Raw genomic sequence first — 20,092 nt, forward strand, 5'->3', positions numbered from 1 at the left:
CAAGCAACGTTCGCCCTGCCGTCGACAGAGTCAACGTCTCTTGAGACTGGCTCTACCATGAGCGTTATGCCCGAAGAACCCCCGCGATTCCCGCCGCACCCCATACGCGACGTGGAAGCCCGGTATGTCAAGCAGACCGTGTGCGGCGTGTTCGCCATCGTCACGGTCGACTTCGAGCCAGGACACGGAGCCGGCAGCAGCATCGAACTCGCCATACCAACCGATGTGTGTTTCGTCTACGGACCCAACCGCGGCGACCACGACTACAGGGTCGTCTTTGCGTATCTCGACGCGTTCGCCAAGGGCATGCGCGAGGAACTAGCCGCCAACCAGCCGATCATCATGGACGCCAAAGTGATCCTACGGCGCATGGTCATCCATGAAATCGACTCGAACGAGCACTCCTTCCACACTGCAGGGAAGATGGCCGCGCGCACAGCCATGGAACGTGCTCTGGACGGTTGTCCCGCCGAGACCTCCCAATAAAACAGGCCGAGAAGCGAGACACGCTCATCCCTCAGGCAGCGCCCTAGATAGAAGGAGCGAACGTTGCTTGATGTGGCACCAGCGGGCACGGTCAGCCCGACTATGGAAAGCGATGATCTCGGCTCGCCTCACCTTGACCTACCGCGCCGATATTGCAGTGCGGACCTGGTCGGGGGATGGCAGGGTCGCTGTCGTGAACTTGATGGACGTACTCGTGAGCTTCGCCCAATCCGGCCGGATCGGGCCGCTGCAGTGTGGCATGTCCCTGGCCAAAGCTGAACAGCTCCTCGGGCCTGGGCGCCCGCACCCGGCCATCCTCATGAAGGGGCCCGACATCGACGGATACCCCTACTCCTGGGGCGATTTGAAGCTGGTCATCACCCAACGGGCCGTCAGCGGCATCTGGATCAACCTCTGGCCGGGCTCGACGGCGAAACTCCCGCCTCTCGTCCTGCCCGACTCCGAGTCATTCGAGGCCACCGTCCTCCGCGAGGACCTGATCAGGGTTCTTGACGACGCAGGCTGTCAGCACGAAGCCAACAGCACCCTCACCTTCGGCGACCAATCCAGCATTTTCACCAGGCCCGCCGACGTGTGCGCGGTCTTCAGCCTTCCGGGACGTGACCACCACGTGCCACATCGCGACCGGCATTACCTCGACGTCATGCACAAGCACGCGGCTTGAGGCCAGATAACAACCGCAGCGCCTCGCGCACAGTGCTGCCTGCCTGGTCATCCCGTTCGCCGTCGCCGGGGAGCGGGCCAGGCCCCAGGGGTGAAGGTGGAGCACCCCACTGACTGAATGATTCGGCGAGCGAAAACTGGCTCCAGATGCGGGGGGAGCTTGAGTTGGATCCACTTAGTGATCTTGGGTGGGTGTGCGGTGAACGAGAAGTGGCCCCACCTCTGCGAGGGGATCGTGTCTTCAAGCGAGGTGATCAAGAAATCGGTTGGCCGCTGGCCTTGGCTTCATCGATGATGGGCGGGTGATCGACAGAGACCGCGCCGTGCGTTTGGTCGAAGAGCTACTCCGCGCCCAGGAGCGGGAGTCCGCGGAGCGCAGCCAGCCGGTCACTCTCGCGATCAGTGAGGTCACCGAGCACCGCCTCGGCTGGATTATCAGCTCGCAGTCCGAGGCATACCTTCGCAGCGGCAACGTCAGCGACATGCTCGTCGGCGGTGGTCCCTATCTGGTCGACCGCCACGATGGAAGCATCCACCACATTCCGGTCACCGACTACGTCCGCGGGCTCTGGGAAGAGGACTACGAGCAGCGCATCAAGCCAACGGGCGCCGCTGATGCCGACCCTCACCCCGGCATCCCGTTCGCGACCGAAGTCCGTGAAGCGCTGGAGCAGGAGGGCCGGGTCACGGCCATCCGGCTCCTCAGGCGATGTGCGCCCAGCGTGAATATGGCCCAAGCCAACGACTACGTCGCCGCGATCGCGGCCGGAGAGCGACCACCAGCCGGACTGATCGAACTGGTCAGACCGCCCGATCAGTTCTCGCGCCGACTGGGGATTAAGACCATCGCTGGCCCCCTGCTGTCGCCTGCTGACTCCCCTGAGCCCCCGTTCGACCAGGCGGCACCCCACTCAGGCGACTCCAGCACCGAAGATGCAAAGTAAGCGCCGATCGGTAGGTGGTGCGGCTCGGCCTGATCGCCTTACTGCCACAGGTAGTCGTAGCGTGTCGGGGCCGGGCTGATGAAGACATCGCCGTCGCGGATCTGCCATTCAAGATGGCCTTCGGTTTCATGGAAAACGAGGAAGAGTCCAGTTGCACGGTCGTTGTCGTCATCGACGGCGGGCAGGGCAGCGATCTCGCGGATTGGTTCGAGTACGTCACTCTCATCGCGAACCGCGCGGGCGTAGCACGCTGCGTCGAGCCAGCCACCTTCGGGGAAGGTCCAGCCCGTGGTGTCTCCTGCGCGGACGATGCGCTTGGCTTCTGCTTCGAGTCCGTGGGGGAACTGCAGCCAGCCACGTATGTAGATCCAGGTGCCCATGATCCGATAATGCCAGGTCGGCGGCGGTGCGGACCCTGCCAGAGCGGCTCGGTGGACGCCGGACGGGTGGGTCGTGGCCGGGGCCGCCCACACCGGCAGGACCATAGGGGATCGGCGCCCACGCCGCACGCCCGTAGGGCGGGCCGGTGTGGGCGCGGGCGAGACGCGCCGCCGCCTTGACCTGATTACAGCTCAATTCGGCAATACGACTGTGCCGCCTCGTCCCGCACTACCGACGCGACACGAAAGCGACCATGATCATCGAAAATGTCGGAGGCACGAACGCAAGGAGACGGCATGGGCGACAGTGATCCTCACCGTCCTGTCGGCCCATGCGGCCGTCGACCCCCAAGAGGTGCGGTGGCTGGCGCAGTACGACCACTATTCCTCCCACGATCCCACAGACGGGGAAACGCTCGTCGAGATCACGATGGCGTTTGACGGCAACAGCTACCACGGCGACCTGCGCGGGCACCGCTTGCTCCACGTTAAGGAGACCGCCCAGCTCCTCAAACAGCTGAACATGGCACCCGTTCCCGACGCGCTTCTCCAACTCGGGCATACCGACGGGATGTGGTGGCAGCATCAATCTCGCGGGTGGGTGCTCTTGCGCGCGGAGGTCTGGGGCGGCAGGCTCCAGCGGCACGCCCGATCAAGCCGTTACTTCCTACTCGGAGGCTGAGCCAATGACACCCAACCCGCAGGACGCGATACTCGAAGAGTTCGCGGCGTACTACAACGCCGACGAGCTCGAGGGATTCATTCATGACGGCCTGGCAGAGCAGGTAGACGACTCGGCCACCCGTATGGTGCACATTCTCGGCGACCGCGCCGCTGAGGTAGCGGACCTGCTGCGCGAAATGGCGGCCGACCCCGCTCACCCCCTATTCGAGACGATCGGCACCCAGACGATGTACGACTGGAATACCCCCGACTCCTGGGCGAAGCTCAAGGAGATCGCGCGACGCATGGCCGATGGCATCACCGCGGCCACGGGCAGCGTATGAGCGAATCCTGTCGGGCTCGAAACCACCACACCACCCACCAAGCGCCGCCGAGTGGTCAAAGCCGTGGCGTTGTTGGATCCGACGATGCGGCAACTGATCCGCTAGATAGGGCCAGAGGAGTCGAGGCGTGCCTACCCACGGTTCCCCCGCGTTGACGCCGCGCGTCGTCCAATCCTTCTCTGCGCGACGCGCACCGCTCCCCCTGCCGGGTCATCCCCTCTGCCGTCCCACCCTTCGGGAAGGGCCACGTCAACCGCATCATTACGTGGAATCCGATCTGTCAAGGTCGGTGGCGTGCCGGCGACTGCCGACCCGCAGTCGGCCGGCAGATGGGCGATGACCAAGGCGATCGCATCGTGGGGGTTGTCGACTTCTCCGATGGCTGGTCCATGAGGCGAGCGGACCTGCCACCACACGACGCGGTATGTCCCGTCCGGTCGGGGACCGATCACGGGAATGTCGTGTGTGTAGGGGAAACCGGTGCAGCGGCTGAAGTGCAGCGAGCGGTGGCTGTGGAAGGGGAACAGCGCCCGCAGCCGTGGCTGGGCGTAGGCGGCCTCGATCAGGTCGTGATCGACGTGCGGTGCCGAGGTGTTCCGGTAGATCGCCCATTTAGCTTCGACCGCGTCGCCGCGTTCGTGGGCTTCGGCAAGCGGGCCGTACTCGACGAACAGGCAGGCGGCCTTCAACTCACGCAGGCGCGAGCCGGCCTGCCAGAGTCCGATAGCCTCGGCCGCTGCGGACAAGTCGCCGGTCTTGGCCTTGGCCATCATGACGCCCCGGTCCCAGAACTCCATCAAGAACCAGCGTTGCTGGCTGCCCGCGTTGACGCTCACATGCCGATGGGCGTCACCTACCCGCGTTGCGCAATCCCACCAGCCGGGAGCACTGGTCAGCACCGCCGTCAGCTCATAGCCCGCATGATCGAGCGCGGTCTGCATCGCAGCCTGGAGGCTCCCCGCCAGGCCGATCTCGGGGTAAAGGCGGACGAGGTGCTCTCCCGGCTGTCGTGTCACAGCTTCAACTCTGCCGCAGCGACACCGATTCTGAACGGGTACAGCCCGCCCTTCGATCAAGCAGGACCCCGCCGGAGGCAATGACACGGTCGCGATTGCGCTGCCGCGCTCCTCTGGGCTACTGGCGAAGCTGGCCCATCTGTGGGTCAAAGCACACCAAGCCGAGTCGTGCCGCGACGCCAGCAGCGAACGCGGATGTCTCGTCGGCTCGGCTCCACGCCATTGGAATGTAGATGTAGGGCCCGGACGCTCCTCTAATCAGCGGTGCCGCTGACCAGGGCGTGTCCTCGTCTTCAGACGGTTCTGGCCACCGTTGCAGCAGCAGGTCGACGACCTTACTGATCAATGGTGTCGGAGGGCTGAAGCTGTCTCCGTCGAGGTACTGCTCGTACAGGGCTTCGTGGATCTGTGCGGCCGCCCGGTTGTTTGCGGGACGCTCGCCCTCCCAGACCGCCAAGTCGTAACTCATCGCCGGATGATCTCATGACGCGTTCGGCGAGCGCTCGCGTTCAACCCTGTAGGCGATCGTAGAGCTGTAGGAATGACGGCCGCTCCACCCGGCTGGCCGCCCGACCGGCGCGGCCGGAGGGACCAGCGCCGCCTCGACCTGATACAGCTCAATTCAGCAATACGACTGCGCCACCTCGTCCCGCGCTACCGACGCGACACGAAAACGACCACGATGGTCGAAGGTGCGGAGGCACGAACCCAAGGAGGCGGCATGGGCGACAGTGGCAACGTGCTGGTGGCCGACATCGAGGGAGGCCACACGATTTCGTGCATCCTGCGGTGGCCCCACTATTGGGGTGGCCAAGCGCACTGCCTCGCCCGCGCGGTCGTGACTGGCCCGCCGGAGGTACCGGTGGCCGTGTTGTCCGAGCTTGCCAGCAACCCCGACCTGCTCGGCATCAGCGCCGATTTTCCCGCCGCAGCAACCGCCTTCCTCACCGTCCTGTCGGCCCATGCGGCCGTCGACCCCCAAGAGGTGCGGTGGCTGGCGCAGCACGGCCACTATTCCTCCTACGATCCCACAGGCGGGGAAACGCTCACCGAGGTCACGATGGCGTTCGACGGCCACCACTACCACGGCAACCTGCGCGGGCACCGCTTGCTCCACCTTGAGGAGACCGCCCAGCTCCTCAAACATCTGAACCTGGCACCCGTTCCCGACGTGCTTCTCCAACTCGGGCACACTGACAAAAAAGGCCCTGCGATCTGGTGACCAGGGCTGCGGTCGCTGCCAGGCAGTACGCCCAAAACGAGACCGACGCATCCCGCTCCGCCCCCGCCGACCTGCGCCTCAGCGCTTACCGCTGATTCTCGACCGAACGGAATAGTCCCGGGTCCTAGGTTCGTTCTCGGCGAGGACACCGGGTAGGGGTAGACAGCCGCACCGCAACGTGCCTGTTCCGCGGCCACCGTGACAGGTTCAGGTCTCGCTGCTGTCATTACCTATCGGTTCGGCGAGCTTCGATTAGCTGGTTTCGCGGCCGAATGCCGCGCGGTCTGATGGTTATGCCCCACTCTGCGGCGTTTCGTGCGAGTGTCGAATGACTCACACCTGCTTCATCGGCCAGTTCGTCGAGGGTTCGTCCGTTGTTGATGTATTCCTTTTCGAACCAGTCTCGCGAGAGGAAATGCCGACGCTGCTGGCCTGGCTGGCGGACTGGGATTCCAGCGTCTGCCAGTGCGGCCTTCACGAGGGTCACACTTCCTCCGACTTGTTTGGCGATCGTGGCCATGGACTGACGTTCCACAATATAAAGCTCATGGAGCCGCTCTGGGGAGAGGAGTCCTCGACGCGGCCGAAGTGCATTCCGAGCCTGGCTGGGGGGATGGGGCAAGGCGCGACGACGAGGCGAATGTGGACGGATTGTCGGGGAGTTCACCGTGAAGACCCCAACACCGGTGATTTCAGCGTAGAGCCGAACGTTTTCATAGCTCAGGCTCATCCGCTCGGCCACTTGGGAGATGGAGGCTCCCTGCGCGGCGAGGTCGCGCAGGACATCCGGATCGAGCTGATCGGGATCCGGGCCAGGCCAGTTGATGTTCTGAGCCCAGTCGCGAGGCGGTTCCCATGTCACCGGTTCATCGATAATCCCCTGCCTTTTCAGGGCGGTCTCGGCCTGTTCAATTAGGAAGGCTCGCAACTCTGGTGCTATCCCATATCGGAGGACGTTCCAGCCCGTCGTGACCACGTCCGTGCTGAGCGGCTCGTCGGCGATGTCGTTGACATCTGATCCGGTAAGCAACGCGACCACGTAGAGATTTATGAGATTCAGGCGGCGATCGGCATCCCGCTTCCAACCTTGGCGGTGACACAGCTTGAAGTGGGCGTCTCGGTCAACGATTGCGCTTTCGCGGATGAATAGTCGACGTCGCCGACTGTAGTTGATCGGCGATCCGTGCCGGTCCAGTCCGGCAGCCAGCTGGAATATGGTCGACATGATCGCGTCGTGTCTGTCCGGGTGGAAAGCGAGCAGCGACCGGATGATGCTCTTGCCGCCGGACAGCCCGAGGTAAGAGCCTGCCTGGTCGTAGGTAAAGCCCGTGGGTGACGTCGGGATCAACAACATGGCGCTGAGCGCTGCGCGGGGACGCCCCATCCGGTGGTTGGCGGCCTCGCTATTCACCAGCCGCATGCTCCAAGAAGGCCACAGCATGGCCGGAATCTGATCGGCTCTTCGCCGTAGGTCCGCAATTGGGCTCGAAAGGAGGCGCGGACAGGGAGAGGCGGTACCGTACTTCAGCCGGAAGATGGGCCGCAGGTCGCTGTCCATGGAGGCCAGCGCGCGACTGCTGACTTCAGGACTGACCTTTCGGTATGGCACGAAGAGCGCTGCAGGGTTGAGGTTCTGACGGCGCGCCCGCTCGCTACGCGTCACCCACCTGAAGATTTCACGCCCGGCCATACCCGATGACGTCAACGCGATCAATGCGATGGCGCTACCAACGGCAATGGCATTTGCGGTAGGGGTGGAAAGCGCGTTCAGAGGCGGCGGAATCTCGCCTCGGTGCTCATGAAGAATTTCGGCAACAGCGCTGGGAACGGACATCGGCTGAGCGTTTAGGGCTTCCAGCGCCTGCCAACTCAGGATGTAGAGGTCATGCAATCGCTGTCGGGCTGCGACCCGGTCGTCTTGCGCGAGGACCTTGTTGATGTGCCTCTGGGTAGTGATCGTCGTCTCGCCGCCAACGAGTTCACGAACGGGCACGTCGCCGAGGGGGAAGTCACAGATGGCGCGCTTGGTGCTCGGTGAGTGCCGAGTAGCGTCCAGAGGCTTTGGCCGAGCACCGCATTCAGGGCAGATGTCGGCCAGGATCACCGAGTGCCGCAGACAGCAGAACTGCCACGGGAGCCGCCAGGACAGTTGCCAGCGACCTGAGTCCTCCCGCAAGCATCGAGGGCAGAAGCGAGTGCCAGCAGTGCCACGCCAGTCCGGTGGGCGGCCGAGTCCCCGAGCCTTCCTCCTGATGGTGATGGCGATTCCGTCATAACGACTCAGGGTCATCTCGGTTAACCGGTCAGCTTGCACTCCGGTGGCCCGGGAGAGGGCTTCCCGCTCGAGATCGGCCAACGCGACCACCATTTGCCCGATTCTGGCTTCTGTCAGCCCCAAGAACCGCAGAAGGTCGCGAGAGGGCACTCGCAGGCGGGTCGCGTAGGCCGCCAGCCAACTATCCAGCGCCTCCCCTGGGAGAGGCCGAACCACGATAGGGATGCGCTCAGCGGACCAGCTCATCAGGCCGTCTGCTTGCGCTGCGTGGGGTGAGTCGGCCGAGTCGTCAACAGGCCGGCTTCGATCGCCGCGGCAAGTTCCTGGCGGGACTCCTCCGCAGCGGCGTCATTCTTGACCTGGTTCATCAGCTCGGGATCGAGTCGCTCGTGGCCACTGCGGATCGCCCGTAGGCAGCCGCGGTTGATCAGGGCCATGAGGGAGGCGAAGTGTCCAGTGGACCGTGCGTAGAGATAGTCCGGGAGATCATCAGCAAGCATCCCGGGGCACTTCTCCGCCAGCACCAGTTGACGCTCGATCGTCTTCAGAAGCGTCCGCCACTCCCGCCGTCCGGCTTCGTCCTCGATCTGAAAGGGCCGCAGCGTAAGCGGAGTCGTCCGGCGCCCGAACTGGGCAAGCAGCGCCTCCTCAGGCGAGAAGCCCTCCCGGAGGAGCCCCCGTCTCTGCACCCCGACTCCGACGTGGATCAGCGTCACCGGAAAGACGTTCGACAGGTACTTCAGCTGGTTGGCCATCCGCACGGAGTTGCTATGGGAGCCGGCGAGGAAGTGCACGTCATCGATGATGAACACGGCGGTCTTCAGGCTCAGCACCGCATCCACCGCTCGCTCCGCCAGGGTGTCCGCGTCACCAGACGTCGGCAGGCCGTAGAACCGGCAGATGGCCGCGTTCAGACCACGGATCTGCGTGTTCCCGGTCAGCGCGATGTAGATCACCGGAACTCTTCGGTGCCCGGCCACGGTGGTCTCCCCACGCAGGGCGACCTGTTCGCGATAGAACCTGCGCCCGTAGTCACGCACCGCCGTGCTCTTCCCGAGCCCGGGATAGGCATCGACCAGCGCAGCCGGCTTGGCCTTGTCGCCATCGTGTCGATTCGATTCGACGATCGCCGCCAGATCCTCGTGCAGAGCACGTAGTTGCGGGGTCTGGATCGGTCCGATATTGGCATGCCAGACCGCGCGCCGATCGTTGTGACGCAGCAGCTCACGCGGCGACAAGTCGGCCAGTTGGCCGCGGGTGAGGCACTCGGGTTTGACACGATCAGGACCGTTTACCTCCTGCAGCCACCCCGAGAGGCGAGTCGGCGAGTACTGCTGGTCATCGCCCTCGAACGGCTCGTCGTCTACCACCTTCAACGGCTCTCCCAAACATCGGCGTAGAAGTCGTCTTCCTCGACCGAGCCGGCAAGGTCCTCATCGCCGGGGAAGACGGCCTCGCACTCGTCCTCCTCGTCGTCGTCTCCACCCAGATCCACCTCCGCGGATGAGGCGGCCGTCAACCCCTGCCTGTCATCCGCCTCTGCATCGAGATCCGAGAATGTGTTCAAGGCCGCGAGGCGCTGGACGGACGGCAACTGGGCAACCTCACCACTCTCGCCTTGCGACGGGTCGTCGCCGCCGACCAGCCGCAGCCGCTCCTGAGACAGCCTCACCGCCATACGCCGCTCGACACGGTCTGCGGCCAACCCGGCACCCCACCGCTCCAGCAGTTCGACGAGCGCACGCTTGGTGTCCGGGAACCGGTGAGTCTTCGCCGCGAGCCTGCGCGCATAGGCGACGGCTTCGCTGCTGACCGGCCCGTTCAACGCCGCGGCGTGTTCCCAAGCCAGGCGATGCCAAGCGTGGTCCTTAGGGTCTTGGAAGTAGACCTTGGTGACGTCGCCGCGATCCACCGCGATCGGCCACTTCCCCGCATCCACCCCGCGGTATGGACTGGGCTGGTTACGGTAGCCGTTGAGCGCATCCCCGTTGTAGCGCAGTCCGTTGACCTCCACGCCGTAGTGCTGGATGGTCGTGCGTACCTCCTCCAGGAACTCCAGCGCGAGGTCCGGGCGGATCGGAATGCGCAGCGGGCCAGTGCGGGTGACCCCGTGCTCGAACATCTCCAGTGGGCTCAGTTTCAGGCCCGGGACCTCCGGGATCGTGAGCCCGCGGTGGTGGCGCCGGTGATAGATCTGAACGATCCATTCCCGGATGATCGCTTCGAGTTCGTCGAGGAAGAAGTACGCCTCCTCCTCGACCTTCTCGCCACGGCTGTGCACGTCCGAGCCTTTGTAGCCGGGCAATGCCGCCAACAACCCCTCGTTCAGGGTCTTGAACCAGCGTTCCACCGGCTTGTCGGTCGGCGTGTAGGGCCGGGCGGGCTGCAGCGAGATGTCCAGCTTCGCGCAGACGCTGCGGATGTGGTTCGACACGTAGATCTTGCCGTGGTCGAAGACGATGGTCTCCGCAGCAACCGCCGGTAACACCGGCTGTCCGTGCGCATCCACCAACTTCTCCGCGTCCACGACCACCGTGGACGGCACCCCGCAATACGGCAGCGGCTCGCCGCTTTCCGCAGTGGCGTCGCGGGGCCGGACCGTCTCGAACAGCACCCCGGCCACATCCACCGACTTCGTCGAAACCGGTGTCAGTCGCAGTCCGGTGATGACCTTGCTGTAGAGGTCCATCGCAACCGTGAGCTCGCATTGCACCCAACGGCAGGTCACCGGTTCCATCGCGAACACGTCCAGCCGGTTGGTGTCCAGCACCACGTACTCGCCAGGCCGCGTCGCCCGCAGTCTTCCGTAGGTTCCCTGCGGACGGTTTGCGATCGACCGCTTTCCCTTGGTGCTGCCCTCGAACGCGCCCGTGCCCTTTGCCAACTCCCGAAGCAGCTCATAGCCCATCGTCCGGCTGGGAAGAGGCACCGTGTCCCTCCCGAAGTCCCTGGCCAGACACTCCTCGATCTCCGCCAGCACCAAGTTCCGCACCGGCCGGCTGGACTTCACATGCTTCGCCAGCACCGTCCGGGCCATATCCACCCAGCGTGGATCCGCCCGGTCCAGCGCATGCCTCGCCGGACGCTCACTCACCAGGCCAGCCGGGCCGGACTTCTTCACAGCCGCCGCCCATCGACGGATCGTGCTCGCACCGACGCCCAGCTCCGCGGCCTTTGCCGCGTAACGGTGCAGCATGGGTGCCCCTGGGGCGTAGTCCGGACGCGGCTCGCCCGCCAGTGCCAGCTCCGAGCAACTGAGCTGATACCCGGTGAGGACCTCTTGAATGTGACGGAACCTCACCGTCAAAGCATCGTCCTGGTCCTCATCCAGGCCACTCAGCGTCGCCGCGACGGCCGACTCCTCTTCCGGGGACGCGACCAGGACCTGCGTGGTGGGGTGAGAAAGCAGGACAGAGATGTCGACCTGCCTCCACGCCGGGGAGCCAGCGGCCGCGGCCTGTCGCAGGAGGATCCGGCGGCCCTCGATCTCCGCGACGGTGAACTGCTCACCGTCGAAGCGCAACGGCAGCCCTGGCCGCAACATCACCGTCCACGCACTCATTCGCATCTCCGCAGCACCGAGCTTCCCGACAGCGGACGGGACAAGTCCGTGATCAGCCGCCCGGCCCACAACAACGCCATCAACGGGGGGCGGCCCTCATGAGCGGGACGGTCGCCGACGAGCCGACGCTCGGCGATGGCCATCTGGTCGCCGTCCGCGACGCTCCGCCAGGCCCGTTCGATCTCAGACGCGGGCACCACGCCAGGTCGCCGGTATGCCGCCAGGACCCGTACGTTCTCCAGCAGCACAGGATCAGCGCCGGACCAGACTTCATACTCCCAGCCATGCCGCCTGACCAGCTCCCCTGGCCACGCCAGCGCCTCCGCAATCTTGGGATCCTCCAAGCGGCTCGCCGGCTTGACGTTGACCACCCGCACCGTCCCCGACCTCTTGACCAACAGGAAGTCCGGGACATGCCGCCGTACTCGATCGCCGACGCGGGCCACGAGCCGGCACGGCTGAGCAAAGATCGCCCGAACCGCCGGATCGAAATCGGCCAGCAGCAGCCGAGCCAACTCCAGACGGCTCTCGTAGACCACGTGCCCGCCCGTCGTGGCAGACGCATAGCTGCCCGAGTAGTGAGCCTGTCCACGCACAGACCGGACCTGTCTCCACGGCCCAGACTCCGCGAAGTCCATCAATCTCAGCTGCGAAAAGGGAACTTCGCGCACCGACCCGTCCTCATACCGGATCGACACCGAAGGAGATATCCGGTCACGACGGGCCTTACCCGTGCCCCGTACCGCCATAGCTCAGACCGTACAGACCACGTCGTACGTCTGCCCCGAAGTCGCCAAGATCTCCGTAAACGGGCAACTACCGAACGTCACAAGTGCTCATGATCACCCGGATTTGCTCGGACAGTGCTCATGATCAGCCGCCAGTGCTCATGTAGGATCCGCGGGATCATGAGCACTCGCAGGCCGGTGACCTGCATCGTTCTTGGATGTGAGCAACGCGCTCTCGCTGGTTTTCCGGGGGATCATGAGCAATCCGACGCCAAGGGGCATCGCTGGGTGTTCCTGCTGGCATGGCGAATGGGACAGCCATCGGGCCGGAACCGCCGGAACGGAGCTGAACGGCATCCGCCGCACCCTGGTCGCCCGGCGTGGTTTCGTCTACATGTAGCAGATCTGACTCAAAGTCCGCGAAGCGGTGATGTGTGAGGGCTCAGGACTTCCTTGACAGTTTGTTCTCAGCTCTTCCTTAACCCGCGCCCGGACAGACGTCATCTTCAGGCCCACGAGCTCTGCGGTTCGCCCCGCAACGCTAAGGTCGTGGCCCCCCGGGAACGCGGAGCAGGTTCCGGGGGGCCACGACCTGTTCCGCCCTGACGCCCGCAACCGGCGGCGGGAGTTGCGGCATCACGGCCAGGGTATTCGTGTTGTTTTGGGGCCCCTGAGCCGAGGACCGACGCTTTCCGCATTCGCCGCGCGGGGCGTCAGTGGGCCCAGGTGCTGGTGTCCGGCTGGGCGCCCGCGGGGAGCACGGTGGCGGGGGCGGGCGCAGCGGGCTGGGCCGCCGGGAAGCGGGCGGTCGCCAGCAGGACCACCGCGACGATCCCTTGGATTCCGATGATCATGGCGAGTGTCACCGGGGCCGTGACGTTCAGCAGGACCATCGTGAGGTTGGTCGCGAAGTGCACAGCCATTGACGCGACGATTCCGGCGCGCTCGTAGGCGTAGCCGGTCAGCAGGGCCATCGGGACGACGCTGACGGTGAACAGCACGCCATTCGGGCTCGTCAGGCCCAGCTTGTGCTGTTGCGAGCCGGTGATGAGGAACAGCGGCAGGTGCCATACGGCCCAGATGACCCCGAGCGTCAGACCGGCGTGGAAGCGGCCCATCGACGCGCGCATTCGGGGGTAGGCGGTGCCGCGCCAGCCCGGCTCCTCCGACAGCGGCCCGGTGACCAGGATGCCGAACAGGAACGCCGCGGGCCCGTTGGCCTTGTCGATCGCGTCCTTCGCGTCCTGCGCGCTGAAACCGGGCCCGCCCGCCGCGTGCGCGATCACCGCGGCCACCAGGACGGTCGCCGAGGCGAGCACCAGCAGCAGCGGCGCCCAGGGCAGGGTCGCGCGGCGGAACGGGACGGCGTTGGCGGGGGCTGGTTCGCCGCGCCAGCGGCGGCGGATCCGAACGACCAGGGCGGCGATCGCCGGGCCGAAGGCCCCCAGGACGTAGGGCGCGGCCGCGGGCGGGGAGGTCGCCGAGCCGCCGAGCCCGGCGGCGGTGAACCAGCACGCCCAGCTCAGCGCGAAGGCGATCGCCAGGTACAGGATCAGGTCGCTGCGGTAGCGGCCCGGTGCGGGGGACGTCAGGGACGAGGTGGTCATTACGCGGTTGCCTCTCGGAGGTCGGGCGTGGAAACGGGGGTCAGGAGGTCGTTCGCCGCTCGGCGGGCGTCTGGTGCGGGGCGGCGTCGAGCCGTCGCGCGAGCCAGGTGGCGGTGAGGGTGAGGAGGCCGGGATCGACTGGCTCGCGCAGGAGGCGGCGGTAGGAGCGCAGGGTGTGGTGCTCGGGGTCTTGGCGCAGGAGGTGGGTGAGGCCGGGAACGCGGTGGACCTCGGCTCCGCCCGGCACCAGCCGGTGGATCTCGTCCAGGTCGGCGGGGTCGATCTGGATGTCCTTGGCGCCGGTGACGGCCAGGACCGGAGCCGTGATGGCGGCGAGATCGTCACGGGTGTCGTGCAGGAGCATCTCTCGCATCCACCGCGCGTTGATCGGCAGCCCGGCGACGCGCGCCACGTCCGTGCGGGTCTGCTTGATCCGGGCCAGGGCCCGTTCGCCTGCGGCCTGGAGGGGCCGGCGCAGGAGGCGGAGCGGCGCGGGCAGGCTGCTGGCGATCGAGCGGGCCTGCCAGCGCAGGGCGTCCTCGCCCGGGCGCGCGTATCCGGCCAGCAGCACCACCGCCCGCACGTCGTGGCGTGCGGCCAGAGCCATGGCGTGCAGGGCGCCCTCGCTGTGCCCGACGACGGCGACGGCGCCGGGGCGGACGGCCGGGTGGGCTGCTACGGCGAGCAGGGCGTCCGCGGCGTCCTGCCGGTTCCCGGTGAAGCCGGCCGCGCGCCAGGTGCCGGGGGTGGCGTCGGCGCCGCGCCGGTCGTAGCGCAGGGTGGCGATCCCCTCCGCCGCCAGGGCGGCCGCCAGAGACGGGCCGAGGTTCATGGGAAGCCTGCGGGTGTTGCCGTCGCGGTCCAGGGGGCCGGAGCCGTGCAGCAGCAGGACCGCCGGGTGCGGGCCCGCGCTGTCCGGCAGGGTCAGGGTCCCGGCGAGGGGTGTCCCGTCGTTGGCGGTGACCGTCATGTCGATGTCGGGCAAGGGCTTCACCTCTCATTGTTATCAAGGTGAGAACATTATCAGCCATGAGACAATGAGGGGGTGGCAACCGCGGATCTTCTTCTTCATCCCGTCCGGGTGCGCATCCTGCAGACCTTGATCGGCGCCGGCGAGCTGACCACCGCTCAGCTGCGCGAGCGCATCCCCGACGTCTCGCCGGCGACCATGTACCGGCACGTCGCAGTGCTCGCCCAGGCGGGCGTCCTGGAGGTCACCCGGGAGAGACCCGTCCGCGGCGTTGTGGAGCGCACCTACCGTGTCCGCGAGGACAAGGCCCGCATTGACCAGGCGGCCCGCAACGCCATGACCAAGGACGACCACCGGCGGGCCTTCGCCGTCTTCGCAGGCGCCGTGATGGCCGACTTCGACCGCTACCTCTCACGCGAGGATGCCGACCCACCCCGCGACAACCTCCTCTACCGGCAGGGCGCGGTCTATGTGACCGATGAGGAGTTCACCGCACTCGTCGAAGAGATCGAGGCCGCCGTCGCCCGCCACACCCGCACCGCCCCCGGCGACGGCCGCACCCGCCACATCATCAGCCTGGTCCTCGTCCCGGACCCGCCCCCTGGGAGCGAGCGCTGAGTGGCCCCGGCACCCCCGGGAACGGGCCGGCGGCGTCAACGCAGGACGACCAGCGGCTGGTCGCGTCCGGTATGGCGCCGCCACAGCTCGTCGGCCACCGCGTCCGGCTCGTGCCGGGCCCCCGGGCCGACCGCGCCCACGATGGTGACCTGGGCACAGCCGTGCCGTTCCGCCAACGCGCCCGGCCAGGCCAGTACCCGAGCGACTCTGTGATCTTGCAACCGCGCGGCCGGCTTCACGTTCACCAGCCGACCCGTACCCGCGGCCGTCACCAGCAGGAAATCCGGCACATGACAACGGATCTGGCCATCGACCTGGGCCACGAGACGGAACGGCTGGGCATAGATCTGACGGACGTGTGGGTCGAAATCGGCAAGCAGCAGCCGGGCCAACTCCAGGCGGCTCTCGTACGCGACAAACCCGCCCGTCGTCGCAGATACGTACGCGCCGGCATAGTGCGCCTGGCCATGGCGGGCACGGACCTGCCGCCACGGAACCGACCCGATGAAATCCGACAGACGCAAGCGATCAAGCGTGAACTCCCGCACCGCCTGGTCGTCGTAGCGAACCCAGACGAACGGATCGCACACCCTCATCCGAGCACGTAACCGTGCCATCAACCCACAGTAGGCGAACCAGACTCACTGACCAGCGTCGACCCCTGACCTGGGACTCCACCCCGCCGCCCGGCCGAGCGGCCCTCGTCAGCCGCAGCCGCCATCCCGCTCTCAGCCTGTTATTCGCTTCCTAGCGCAGAGCAATTACAACGTTTCAAGAATTACAGCGACTACCCTCAATATAATTGCTCACGAATCCGGATTTGCTCATTCACTGCTCATGATCACGCGGATTTGCTCACTCATTTCCGGATCCTACAGCTCACGAAAACGCGGACCCTACAAGTAGGGCCGCTCAGTGGGCCATGTCGACGAAGCGGCTGTAGTGGCCCTGGAAGGCGACCGTCACCGTGGCGGTGGGGCCGTTACGGTGCTTGGCCACGATCAGGTCGGCCTCGCCCGCCCGCGGGGACTCCTTCTCATAGGCGTCCTCGCGGTGCAGCAGGATGACCATGTCGGCATCTTGCTCAATGCTCCCAGATTCACGCAAATCGGACACCATTGGCTTCTTGTCCGTTCGCTGCTCCGGGCCACGGTTGAGCTGGGAGAGCGCGATGACCGGGACCTCGAGCTCCTTGGCGAGAAGCTTCAGCGACCGGGAGAACTCCGAGACCTCGACCTGGCGGCTCTCCACCCGCTTGCCGGACTGCATCAGCTGCAGGTAGTCGATGATGACCAGGCGCAGGTCGTGCTGCTGCTTGAGCCGCCGGCACTTGGCCCGGATCTCCATCATCGACATGTTGGGCGAGTCGTCGATGAACAGCGGCGCCTCGGCGACCTCGCTCATCCGCCGGGCCAGGCGGGTCCAGTCCTCGTCGTTCATCGAGCCGGACCGCATCGCGTGCAGCGCGACCCGCGCCTCGGCGGACAGCAGGCGCATGGTGATCTCGTTACGCCCCATCTCCAGGGAGAACACCACGGTCGCCAGCTGATGCTTGATCGCCGCCGCCCGAGCAAGATCGAGCGCCAAGGTCGACTTCCCAATTGCCGGCCTTGCGGCGATGATAATCATTTGTCCGGAATGGAGGCCGTTGGTCAGGGCGTCCAAGTCAGTGAAGCCGGTGGGGACGCCGACCATCTGGCCGCCGCGGCTGCCGATCGCCTCGATCTCGTCGAGGGCCCCGGGCATGATGTCGCTGAGCGGTGCGTAGTCCTCGCCGGACCGTTTGTCGGCGATGGCGTAGACCTCGGCCTGCGCCCGGTCGAGGAGGGCGTCGGCGTCGGCGCCGTCGGTGCTGTATCCGAGCTGGGCGATGCGGGTGCCGACCTCGACGAGCCGCCGCAGGACGGCCTTCTCTTGGACGATCTTGGCGTAGTAGCCGGCGTTGGCCGCCGTGGGCACCGAGGCGACGAGCGTGTGGAGGTAGGGGGCGTCGCCGATGCGGCTGAGCTCGCCGCGTTTGAGCAGCTCGTCCTTGACCGTGATGGCGTCGACCGGGTCGCCCCGGCCGTACAGGTCGAGAACCCGATCGAAGACGGTCTGGTGGGCGGGCCGGTAGAAGTCGCGGCTCTGCACCATCTCGATGACCTCGGCGATGGCCGTCTGGGACAGCAGCATGCTGCCCAGAACGCACTGCTCCGCGGCGACATCGTGCGGCGGTGTGCGCTCGAACTCCTGCTCGTGTGACGGCATCTCGGTGACGCTCATTCCACCACCCCCAACCGCCTCAATCGCTCACGTGTTCCACGTCTACCCCCCGGGTCTGACAGTCTGCGGCCGGTACCGGACGGATGGCAAAACGATCTGTGGAGGGTGTTGTGGACTGCCTGTGCATACACGCCGATCCAGCTGTGCACATCACCTGTGGATAACTTGTGGATGATCGGATCACCCCACTGAAAAGCGGCGCTGAGCTGGGAATACTCCGTCCACCACCTGTGGGCGGGAGAAAGTTTTGGCGGCGGTCATCCACAGGGTCACCCACAGGACAAAGTAAGTGTTAATCCACATTTGTCGGTTACAGTGGCACATCATGATGTTCCGGCACCCCCACGACCGGGAGATTCTCCGTCTCGCGGTTCCGGCCTTCGGCGCGCTCGTCGCCGAGCCGCTGTTCCTGCTCACCGACTCGGTGATCGTCGGCCGCCTCGGGACCGTCTCCCTCGGCGCACTCGGGGTGGCCGGGCAGATCCTCGGCACGCTGGTCAACCTGTGCGTGTTCCTCGCGTACGGGACCACCGCCTCCGTCTCCCGTCAGGTCGGCGCCGGGAACCACCGGGCCGCCGTGCGTCAGGGCATCGACGGCCTCTGGCTCGCCGTCCTCATCGGGGTCGGGCTCATCGCCGCCGGGCGGCCGCTCGTCCCGGCGGTCGTCCGCGCGTTCGGGGCGTCGACGGTGATCGCGCCGCAGGCGGAGACGTACGTCCACGTCAGCCTGCTCGGGGTGCCGGCGATGCTGATCGTGCTGGCCGGGACCGGGGTGCTGCGCGGCATGCAGGACACCAGGACGCCGCTGTTCGTGTCGGTGGGGATGTTCGCCGCCAACGCCGGGCTCAACGCCCTGCTCGTCCTGGGGATGGGGTGGGGGATCGCGGGATCGGCCTGGGGCACCGTGCTGGCCCAGACCGGTGGAGCCGCCGCGTACGTCGTGATGGTCGTGCGCGGCGCGCGGACGTACGGCGCGCCGCTGCGTCCGGACCTGCGGGGTCTGCGGGCGTCCGCGACGGCCGGTGTGGGCCTGCTGATCCGGACGCTCAGCCTGCGCGTCGTCCTGGTCGTCGCGACCATGGTCGCCGCGCGCCTCGGCGACCCGCAGATCGCGGCTCACCAGATCGCGGCGAACATCTGGACGCTCACGGTGTTCGCGCTGGACGCGATCGCGATCGCCGGGCAGGCGATCACCGGCCGCCAGCTCGGTGCGGGCGACGTGGCGGGCGCCCGCGCCGCGACCCGCCGGATGATCGAGTGGGGCGCGGCCTGTGGGGTGGTGTTCACACTCGCGCTGTTCGCCGTTCGCCCCTGGCTGCCGGACGCGTTCACCGGCGACGCGGCCGTCCGGTCGCAGCTCCTGGGCGCGCTGGTCATCGTCGCGCTGCTGCAGCCGATCGCCGGAGTGGTCTTCGTCCTCGACGGGGTGCTGATCGGCGCGGGGGACATGGGGTACCTCGCGGTGGCCGGTGTGATCCAGACGGCGGCGTTCCTGCCGGTGGCGTGGCTCGCGTACGCGCTGGGCGGCGGCCTGGTGTCACTGTGGCTGGCGATGGGCGTCTGGATGACCGCGCGGCTGATCACCCTGGGCTTGCGGGCCCGGAGCGACGCGTGGCTCGTCGCGGGGGCCGTCCGCGGCTGATCCTTTCCGGGCCGCGACCTGGGCGCGCATGCCGTCCAGCATTCGTTGCAGGCCGTACTCGAACAGCGTGTCGCCGTCCAGGGCGGCAGGCCCGGCGGCGGTGATGATCGGGAACCGTTCGGGGTCGAACTCGCCGGCAGCGCCGCTCTGGCGCTCGGCGTCATTCTGCTCGTCCAGCACGAACCCGACCACGTAGTGACCGAGCACGATCACGGCGCGGAGGGCGTCCTCGGGAGTGAACCCGGCGTCGACCAGGGTCTCCAGCACGCGCTCGATGTGCGGCCAGGACTCGGGTATCGGCCGGTTCCCGGCGGCGAGCCGTGCGCCGTCGCGGTGCGCGAGCAGGCCGCGGCGCTGCACCCGCATGCCCTCGGCGAGCCATTCGTCCCACGGCTGACCGGGCGCCGGGGGACGGATGGCGATGCCGGCCTCATCCCTCGCGAAGACGGTCAGGTGGTCGAGGAGGTCCTGTTTGTTCGCGAAGTGCCAGTAGAGCGCGGGGGCCTGGACGCCCAGCTCTTTGGCCAGCCGCCGCAGCGACAGGCCGTCCAGGCCGACCTCGTCGAGCAGTCGCAGAGCGGTGCGGAGCACCGTCTCACGTTCCAGAGCCATGAACGTCCTCCTCGGTTGACAACTTAACACTGTTTGAGTAACCCTTAACACCGTTAAGGATTTAACACCGTTAA

Annotated in this window: 21 protein-coding genes; 9 read left to right on the forward strand and 12 right to left on the reverse strand. The window is 66.6% G+C overall.

Annotated elements, in window-relative coordinates:
- Positions 1-66: 66 nt before the first annotated feature.
- The 3 genes from ACQP2O_RS54950 to ACQP2O_RS54960 all read left to right on the forward strand — a co-directional run bounded on the left by ACQP2O_RS54950 (position 67) and on the right by ACQP2O_RS54960 (position 2,114).
- A complete protein-coding gene (locus ACQP2O_RS54950; RefSeq protein WP_433178764.1) occupies positions 67-486 on the forward strand; it encodes a hypothetical protein in 420 nt (139 codons plus the stop codon).
- Between the two features lie 112 nt (positions 487-598).
- The gene (locus ACQP2O_RS54955; RefSeq protein ID WP_433178765.1) at positions 599-1,171 is read left to right on the forward strand and encodes a hypothetical protein; all 573 of its coding nucleotides are present in this window, start codon (positions 599-601) and stop codon (positions 1,169-1,171) included.
- 301 nt (positions 1,172-1,472) lie between these two features.
- Positions 1,473-2,114, forward strand: a complete 642-nt coding sequence (locus ACQP2O_RS54960) for a YrhB domain-containing protein (protein WP_433178767.1) — start codon at positions 1,473-1,475, stop codon at positions 2,112-2,114.
- A gap of 38 nt (positions 2,115-2,152) precedes the next feature.
- On the opposite strand, the gene ACQP2O_RS54965 is transcribed toward ACQP2O_RS54960, so the two are convergent.
- Entirely contained in the window at positions 2,153-2,494 is a 342-nt protein-coding gene (locus ACQP2O_RS54965) for a hypothetical protein (RefSeq protein ID WP_433178769.1), read from the reverse strand.
- Between the two features lie 307 nt (positions 2,495-2,801).
- Here ACQP2O_RS54965 and ACQP2O_RS54970 point away from each other — a divergent pair, with 307 nt between their 5' ends.
- Together ACQP2O_RS54970 and ACQP2O_RS54975 are read left to right on the forward strand one after the other, a co-directional pair.
- The gene (locus tag ACQP2O_RS54970) at positions 2,802-3,176 is read left to right on the forward strand and encodes a hypothetical protein (protein ID WP_433178771.1); all 375 of its coding nucleotides are present in this window, start codon (positions 2,802-2,804) and stop codon (positions 3,174-3,176) included.
- A gap of 4 nt (positions 3,177-3,180) precedes the next feature.
- Positions 3,181-3,501 carry a hypothetical protein gene (locus ACQP2O_RS54975; RefSeq protein ID WP_433178773.1) on the forward strand — a complete coding sequence of 107 codons (321 nt, stop codon included), beginning with the start codon at positions 3,181-3,183 and terminating at the stop codon, positions 3,499-3,501.
- Between the two features lie 131 nt (positions 3,502-3,632).
- Here the strand turns inward: ACQP2O_RS54975 and ACQP2O_RS54980 are convergent, their stop codons facing one another.
- The gene (locus ACQP2O_RS54980; RefSeq protein WP_433178774.1) at positions 3,633-4,517 is read right to left on the reverse strand and encodes a DUF6193 family natural product biosynthesis protein; all 885 of its coding nucleotides are present in this window, start codon (positions 4,515-4,517) and stop codon (positions 3,633-3,635) included.
- 118 nt (positions 4,518-4,635) lie between these two features.
- Positions 4,636-4,986 carry a hypothetical protein gene (locus tag ACQP2O_RS54985; protein WP_433178777.1) on the reverse strand — a complete coding sequence of 117 codons (351 nt, stop codon included), beginning with the start codon at positions 4,984-4,986 and terminating at the stop codon, positions 4,636-4,638.
- A gap of 252 nt (positions 4,987-5,238) precedes the next feature.
- Here ACQP2O_RS54985 and ACQP2O_RS54990 point away from each other — a divergent pair, with 252 nt between their 5' ends.
- Positions 5,239-5,739, forward strand: coding sequence for a hypothetical protein (locus tag ACQP2O_RS54990; RefSeq protein WP_433178779.1), 501 nt, complete (start codon positions 5,239-5,241; stop codon positions 5,737-5,739).
- Between the two features lie 226 nt (positions 5,740-5,965).
- On the opposite strand, the gene ACQP2O_RS54995 is transcribed toward ACQP2O_RS54990, so the two are convergent.
- The 4 genes from ACQP2O_RS54995 to ACQP2O_RS55010 are packed head-to-tail and all read right to left on the reverse strand — an operon-like array spanning position 5,966 to position 12,325.
- The gene (locus ACQP2O_RS54995) at positions 5,966-8,260 is read right to left on the reverse strand and encodes a TniQ family protein (protein WP_433178781.1); all 2,295 of its coding nucleotides are present in this window, start codon (positions 8,258-8,260) and stop codon (positions 5,966-5,968) included.
- A complete protein-coding gene (locus ACQP2O_RS55000; protein ID WP_433191538.1) occupies positions 8,260-9,384 on the reverse strand; it encodes an AAA family ATPase in 1,125 nt (374 codons plus the stop codon). Before ACQP2O_RS55000 ends, ACQP2O_RS54995 begins: the two co-directional genes overlap by 1 nt.
- A 2-nt stretch (positions 9,385-9,386) precedes the next feature.
- A complete protein-coding gene (locus tag ACQP2O_RS55005) occupies positions 9,387-11,576 on the reverse strand; it encodes a hypothetical protein (RefSeq protein WP_433178783.1) in 2,190 nt (729 codons plus the stop codon).
- On the reverse strand, positions 11,573-12,325 hold the full coding sequence (locus ACQP2O_RS55010) for a TnsA-like heteromeric transposase endonuclease subunit (protein ID WP_433178785.1): 753 nt from the start codon (positions 12,323-12,325) through the stop codon (positions 11,573-11,575). The genes ACQP2O_RS55005 and ACQP2O_RS55010 overlap by 4 nt, the downstream gene beginning before the upstream one ends.
- 199 nt (positions 12,326-12,524) lie before the next feature.
- On the opposite strand from ACQP2O_RS55010, the gene ACQP2O_RS55015 reads away from it, so the two are divergent.
- Positions 12,525-12,704 (forward strand): hypothetical protein, encoded by a 180-nt coding sequence (locus ACQP2O_RS55015; protein ID WP_433178788.1) that lies wholly within the window; start codon positions 12,525-12,527, stop codon positions 12,702-12,704.
- A 313-nt stretch (positions 12,705-13,017) separates the two neighbouring features.
- Here the strand turns inward: ACQP2O_RS55015 and ACQP2O_RS55020 are convergent, their stop codons facing one another.
- Positions 13,018-13,911, reverse strand: coding sequence for a lysostaphin resistance A-like protein (locus tag ACQP2O_RS55020; protein ID WP_433178790.1), 894 nt, complete (start codon positions 13,909-13,911; stop codon positions 13,018-13,020).
- Between the two features lie 40 nt (positions 13,912-13,951).
- Positions 13,952-14,896, reverse strand: a complete 945-nt coding sequence (locus ACQP2O_RS55025; protein WP_433178792.1) for an alpha/beta hydrolase family protein — start codon at positions 14,894-14,896, stop codon at positions 13,952-13,954.
- Between the two features lie 60 nt (positions 14,897-14,956).
- On the opposite strand from ACQP2O_RS55025, the gene ACQP2O_RS55030 reads away from it, so the two are divergent.
- On the forward strand, positions 14,957-15,499 hold the full coding sequence (locus ACQP2O_RS55030; protein WP_433178794.1) for a helix-turn-helix domain-containing protein: 543 nt from the start codon (positions 14,957-14,959) through the stop codon (positions 15,497-15,499).
- A gap of 35 nt (positions 15,500-15,534) precedes the next feature.
- Here ACQP2O_RS55030 and ACQP2O_RS55035 read toward each other — a convergent pair whose 3' ends face one another.
- Both ACQP2O_RS55035 and dnaB read right to left on the reverse strand, forming a co-directional pair.
- A complete protein-coding gene (locus ACQP2O_RS55035; RefSeq protein ID WP_433178796.1) occupies positions 15,535-16,089 on the reverse strand; it encodes a TnsA-like heteromeric transposase endonuclease subunit in 555 nt (184 codons plus the stop codon).
- Positions 16,090-16,411: 322 nt separating this feature from the next.
- Positions 16,412-17,764, reverse strand: a complete 1,353-nt coding sequence (dnaB, locus tag ACQP2O_RS55040; protein ID WP_433178798.1) for a replicative DNA helicase — start codon at positions 17,762-17,764, stop codon at positions 16,412-16,414.
- Positions 17,765-18,089: 325 nt separating this feature from the next.
- Here dnaB and ACQP2O_RS55045 point away from each other — a divergent pair, with 325 nt between their 5' ends.
- A complete protein-coding gene (locus ACQP2O_RS55045; protein WP_433178800.1) occupies positions 18,090-19,406 on the forward strand; it encodes an MATE family efflux transporter in 1,317 nt (438 codons plus the stop codon).
- On the opposite strand, the gene ACQP2O_RS55050 is transcribed toward ACQP2O_RS55045, so the two are convergent.
- On the reverse strand, positions 19,302-20,018 hold the full coding sequence (locus tag ACQP2O_RS55050) for a TetR/AcrR family transcriptional regulator C-terminal domain-containing protein (RefSeq protein WP_433178802.1): 717 nt from the start codon (positions 20,016-20,018) through the stop codon (positions 19,302-19,304). The two genes, ACQP2O_RS55045 and ACQP2O_RS55050, sit on opposite strands and share 105 nt — an antisense overlap.
- Positions 20,019-20,092 lie beyond the last annotated feature (74 nt).

It is taken from the genome of Actinoallomurus sp. CA-150999, from assembly GCF_050942425.1.
GTDB lineage: Bacteria > Actinomycetota > Actinomycetes > Streptosporangiales > Streptosporangiaceae > Actinoallomurus.

Bases quoted from the DNA above. Each gene is read 5' to 3' on its own strand.
- ACQP2O_RS54985 (WP_433178777.1), bottom strand. From the start codon at position 4,986: ATGAGTTACGACTTGGCGGTCTGGGAGGGCGAGCGTCCCGCAAACAAC.
- ACQP2O_RS55045 (WP_433178800.1), top strand. From the start codon at position 18,090: ATGATGTTCCGGCACCCCCACGACCGGGAGATTCTCCGTCTCGCGGTT.
- ACQP2O_RS55010 (WP_433178785.1), bottom strand. From the start codon at position 12,325: ATGGCGGTACGGGGCACGGGTAAGGCCCGTCGTGACCGGATATCTCCT.
- ACQP2O_RS54965 (WP_433178769.1), bottom strand. From the start codon at position 2,494: ATGGGCACCTGGATCTACATACGTGGCTGGCTGCAGTTCCCCCACGGA.
- ACQP2O_RS55005 (WP_433178783.1), bottom strand. From the start codon at position 11,576: ATGAGTGCGTGGACGGTGATGTTGCGGCCAGGGCTGCCGTTGCGCTTC.
- ACQP2O_RS54950 (WP_433178764.1), top strand. From the start codon at position 67: ATGCCCGAAGAACCCCCGCGATTCCCGCCGCACCCCATACGCGACGTG.
- ACQP2O_RS54975 (WP_433178773.1), top strand. From the start codon at position 3,181: ATGACACCCAACCCGCAGGACGCGATACTCGAAGAGTTCGCGGCGTAC.
- ACQP2O_RS54990 (WP_433178779.1), top strand. From the start codon at position 5,239: ATGGGCGACAGTGGCAACGTGCTGGTGGCCGACATCGAGGGAGGCCAC.
- ACQP2O_RS54955 (WP_433178765.1), top strand. From the start codon at position 599: ATGATCTCGGCTCGCCTCACCTTGACCTACCGCGCCGATATTGCAGTG.
- dnaB (WP_433178798.1), bottom strand. From the start codon at position 17,764: ATGAGCGTCACCGAGATGCCGTCACACGAGCAGGAGTTCGAGCGCACA.
- ACQP2O_RS55050 (WP_433178802.1), bottom strand. From the start codon at position 20,018: ATGGCTCTGGAACGTGAGACGGTGCTCCGCACCGCTCTGCGACTGCTC.
- ACQP2O_RS54995 (WP_433178781.1), bottom strand. From the start codon at position 8,260: ATGAGCTGGTCCGCTGAGCGCATCCCTATCGTGGTTCGGCCTCTCCCA.
- ACQP2O_RS55020 (WP_433178790.1), bottom strand. From the start codon at position 13,911: ATGACCACCTCGTCCCTGACGTCCCCCGCACCGGGCCGCTACCGCAGC.